The organism is Kitasatospora sp. NPDC091257, assembly GCF_044757675.1.
Taxonomy (GTDB): domain Bacteria; phylum Actinomycetota; class Actinomycetes; order Streptomycetales; family Streptomycetaceae; genus Kitasatospora; species Kitasatospora lactacystinica.
Genome location: NZ_JBIVVI010000857.1, coordinates 1 through 4,065, shown reverse-complemented (window position 1 = coordinate 4,065; position 4,065 = coordinate 1). Strand labels below are relative to the sequence as shown.

Annotated in this window: 4 protein-coding genes; 3 read left to right on the top strand and 1 reads right to left on the bottom strand. The window is 73.7% G+C overall.

Translation table 11 applies throughout. The annotated features are described in order from the left end of the window. Positions 1 to 861: deoxyribonuclease IV (locus tag ACIQOV_RS30900; protein WP_401053928.1), on the top strand; the 861-nt coding region annotated here is incomplete at its 5' end. 43 nt (positions 862 to 904) lie between these two features. Here ACIQOV_RS30900 and ACIQOV_RS30895 read toward each other — a convergent pair. After that, complete coding sequence (locus ACIQOV_RS30895) at positions 905 to 1,120, bottom strand: hypothetical protein (RefSeq protein ID WP_359912359.1); 216 nt, start codon at positions 1,118 to 1,120, stop codon at positions 905 to 907. Between the two features lie 440 nt (positions 1,121 to 1,560). On the opposite strand from ACIQOV_RS30895, the gene ACIQOV_RS30890 reads away from it, so the two are divergent. Both ACIQOV_RS30890 and ACIQOV_RS30885 read left to right on the top strand, forming a co-directional pair. Next, on the top strand, positions 1,561 to 2,961 hold the full coding sequence (locus ACIQOV_RS30890) for an amino acid permease (RefSeq protein WP_401053927.1): 1,401 nt from the start codon (positions 1,561 to 1,563) through the stop codon (positions 2,959 to 2,961). Between the two features lie 189 nt (positions 2,962 to 3,150). Continuing rightward, a complete protein-coding gene (locus tag ACIQOV_RS30885) occupies positions 3,151 to 3,798 on the top strand; it encodes an HNH endonuclease family protein (protein ID WP_380545740.1) in 648 nt (215 codons plus the stop codon). The last annotated feature ends 267 nt before the right edge of the window (positions 3,799 to 4,065 follow it).

Sequence of the window (4,065 nt, the reverse complement as noted above, 5' to 3'; positions counted from 1 at the left end):
GTGTTCGTGGCCAACCCGCGCGGCTGGGCCACTCCCCTGGGCTACCCGGCCCAGGACGAGGAGTTCCGCACCGCCTGCGCCGAACAGGGCGTCCCGGCCTGGGTGCACGCGCCGTACCTGATCAACTTCGGCTCGGACAACCCGGCCACCCGCGAACGCTCCGCCGAGTCGCTGCGGCACTCGCTGCGCCGCGGCCACGCCATCGGCGCGCTCGGCGTCGTCCTGCACACCGGCTCGGCGGTCGGCACCGCGCCCGGCGGCGGCTCGCGCCGGGCCGAGGCGATGGCGCAGGTCCGGACGGACGTCCGGCCGCTGCTGGAGGAGCTGGACGGGCTGGGCGACGACGCGCCCTGGCTGCTGCTGGAGCCGACGGCGGGCCAGGGCAGCTCGCTCTGCTCGCGGATGGAGGAGCTGGCCGCGTACATGGCGGCGCTGGAGCATCACCCGAAGGTGGGAGTCTGCCTGGACACCTGCCACGCCTTCGCCGCCGGGCACGACCTGGCGGAGCCGGGCGGGGTGACGGCCGCGCTGGACGCCCTGGCCGCCGCGGCGGGTCCGGGCCGGCTGCGGCTGATCCACGCCAACGACTCCGAGGACGTGGTCGGCGCCCGCAAGGACCGGCACGCCAACATCGGCGCCGGGATGATCGGCGCCGAGCCGTTCCGCGAGCTGTTCGAGCACCCGGAGACGGCCGGGGTGCCCCTGGTGGTGGAGACCCCGGACCGCAAGCACGGCGGGGACGGCACCGGGCACGCGATGGACATCGCGGTGCTGAAGGAACTGCGGGACCGGGCGGCGGTCCGCGGCCCCGGAACCCGTCCGACGGACCTGCGGGAGCCGGCCGCCGCGGGACGGCCGTGAGCCCGGAGACCGACGGGCGGCCTCCGGGCTCGGGGGGCGGGGATCAGCAGCCGCAGTCGCTCTCGCTGTGCTCGGAGTAGTTGAACCAGGTGGCGTGCGGGCCGACCAGGCCGACGCCCGCGGAGCCGGACTCCAGGTGCTGTCCCTCCGACTGCGTCGGAGCGAAGCCCCCCGCCATGGCCGAGGTCGGGACCGCCACCACGGCACCGGCCACGGCGACGATCACGGCGAGCTTGCGGATCTTCCCACGAAGCGACATCTGATGTCCTTTGGTTCGTCTCTGGTCCTCAACCCGCGCCCCCGACCGGCCTGTTCGGCCGCCCGACGGGCCGGGCGGCGCCCCACCGGGGGCGCCGCGCCAACGTTGGCACACGAACGCGCGGCTTCGGGCGCACGCCGCAACCGGGCTGAGGCGTTCGGGTGAGGCAACTCCCCCGGCCGGGCGAATCCGGGCGTACGTCGAGGAATGCGGGCGTACCCGCGTCAATCCGGTCGAACGGCCGGACGGAGGGGGCCGGACGAGTACCCGTCCGGCCGCCCCGCGGCCGCAAGTCTTGCGGCGATGGACCGGGCGAACTGAACAAATCCCGGCGATTTGGTGCAAGGTGCAGCCCGGTCCGAGCATGAACGGTCGCTCCATGACGCTCCACCGAGCGCGAGCACCAGCAGGAGCAGCACCACGAAAGGCGCACCACCCTCATGCAGACCAGTCCCGCCGCACCCCGGCAGGCGACCCGACCGAGCGGCCCGGAGACCCCGGGGCCGGTCGGCTCCCCGCCGGACGGCCCCGCGCCCCGGACCACCGGCCGCCGTTTCGGGCTGCCGACCGCCACCGCCCTGGTGATGGGAAACATCATCGGCGGCGGCATCTTCATGATCCCCGCCGCCGTGGCCCCGTTCGGGACGGTCAGCCTGGCCGCCTTCGGAGTGCTCACCGTGGGCGCGATCGCGCTGGCGCTGGTCTTCGGGCAGCTCGCCCGCCGCAACCCGCGCACCGGCGGGCCGTACGTCTACGCCCGCGAGGCCTTCGGGGACTTCGCCGGCTTCCTGTCCGCCTGGTCGTACTGGATCACCACCTGGGTCAGCAACGCCGCGCTCGCCGTGGCCGCCGTCGGGTACCTGGACGTGCTGCTGCCGCTCCACCACTCCATCCCGCTGGAGATCACCGCCGCGCTGGCCTTCCAGTGGCTGCCGGCCCTGGCCAACCTGGCCGGCACCCGCTACGTCGGGGCCGTCCAACTCGTCTCCACCGTGCTGAAGTTCATTCCGCTGCTGCTGGTCTCGGTGGGCGGCCTGTTCTTCTTCGACCCGAAGAACCTCGGGCCCTTCGACGCCACCGGCCACGGCTGGGCGGGCGGCATGACCGCCGCCGCGGCGATCCTGCTGTTCAGCTACCTGGGCGTGGAGTCGGCCGCGATGAGCGCCGGCAAGGTCCGCGACCCGGAGCGCAACGTCGGCCGGGCCAGCGTGCTCGGCACCACCGGTGCGGCGGTGGTCTACCTGCTCGGCACCATCGCGGTGTTCGGCACCGTGGCGCACCAGCAACTCGTCCACTCCGCCGCGCCGTTCTCGGACGCCGTGGACGCCATGTTCGGCGGCGGCTGGGGCGGCACGGCGATCGCCGTCGCCGCGCTGGTCTCGATGACCGGCGCCCTCAACGGCTGGACCCTGCTCTCCGCCCAGGCCCCGTACGCGGCCGCCAAGGACGGCCTGTTCCCGGCCGCCTTCGGCAAGGAGCGGCGCGGGGTGCCGACCTTCGGCGTGCTGGTCGGCGTGGCACTGGCCTCGGCGCTGACCGTGGTCAACTTCGCCAGCGGCGCGAAGGGCGCCTTCGACATGCTGGTGCTGGTCACCACCTTCACCGCCACCGTGCCGTACCTGCTCTCCACCGCCGCCCAGCTGTACTGGCTGGTGCGCGGGGCGGGCGAGAAGGTCGACCGCGGGCGGCTGGTGCGCGACGCCGTCCTCGGCCTCGGCGCCTTCGCCTTCTCGCTCTGGCTGCTCGCCGGGGCCGGCTACGCCGCCGTCTACCAGGGCGTGCTGTTCCTGTTCGCGGGCATCCTGGTCTACGTCTGGATGGCGGGCCGCCGCCGCGACTGAAACCCCCGGCGGCAGCCGGAAAACCGGACACACCACCCCGAACCCCCGTGACGCGCGCCGGACTTGTCCGGTGCACGTCCGATGTGCACGAGGATTTCACTTCCCGGGTCTACCCGCGTAGGTGACCGGATCGCCACACTGGCGCACGCAATTCAGCAGTTCTTCCGATCTGATGATGGAGCGTCCGCCATGGCCCCCACCGCACCCGTGCGCCGGTTCCTGTCCTGCATACCGGCTGCCGCCGCCCTCGCCGCCGCGACCGTGCTCACGGCCGGCACCCCCGCCCAGGCCGCCCTGCCGACCCCGATCTCCGCGGCCACCGCCCGCAGCTACCTCGCCGCGATGCCCGCCACCGCGGAGACCCACGGGGACACCTACGACCGCACGCTGTTCCCGACCTGGATCACCATCAGCGGCACCTGCGACACCCGCGAGTGGGTCGTCAAGCGGGACGGCAGCAACGTCGCCACCGACACCTCCTGCAAGGCGACCAGCGGCAACTGGTCCTCGCCGTACGACGGCGCGACCACCACCAACGCCTCCTCCTTCGACGTCGACCACCTGGTGCCGCTCTCCGAGGCCTGGGCCTCCGGCGCCTGGGCCTGGACCACCGCACAGCGCCAGGCCTTCGCCAACGACGTCACCCGCCCCCAGCTGCTGCTGGTCTCCGCGAGCAGCAACCGCTCCAAGGGCGACCGCGACCCGGCCGAGTGGCTCCCCCAGGCCTCCTACCGCTGCACCTACGCCCGCGCCTGGGTGCAGGTGAAGCAGTACTACGGCCTGGACGTGGACAGCGCCGAGAAGACCGCGCTCACCGGCATCCTCGCCAACTGCTGAGCCGAGAACCCCTGCGGCCCGGCGCTCACCCCGCGCCGGGCCGCAGTGCCGAGCACGGGTGCGGCGGTGGTGCCGGACGGGCGCGGCGGTGGTGCCGGGCGGCTCGACACGCTCAGTCGGTCGAGTCGGCCGGGAAGTCGACCGGGTAGGCCTCGGCGAAATCGGCCGAGCGGGCCACCTCGCGCCACCTGGTGTCCTCCTCCAGGAGCCGCCGGTCCAAGGCGATCGAGCCCTCGACGGCGTTGACCCCGAGCGGCAGGTGGTGGG

Coding starts and splice junctions, on each gene's coding strand:
- ACIQOV_RS30895 (WP_359912359.1), bottom strand. CDS start 1,120: ATGTCGCTTCGTGGGAAGATCCGCAAGCTCGCCGTGATCGTCGCCGTG.
- ACIQOV_RS30890 (WP_401053927.1), top strand. CDS start 1,561: ATGCAGACCAGTCCCGCCGCACCCCGGCAGGCGACCCGACCGAGCGGC.
- ACIQOV_RS30885 (WP_380545740.1), top strand. CDS start 3,151: ATGGCCCCCACCGCACCCGTGCGCCGGTTCCTGTCCTGCATACCGGCT.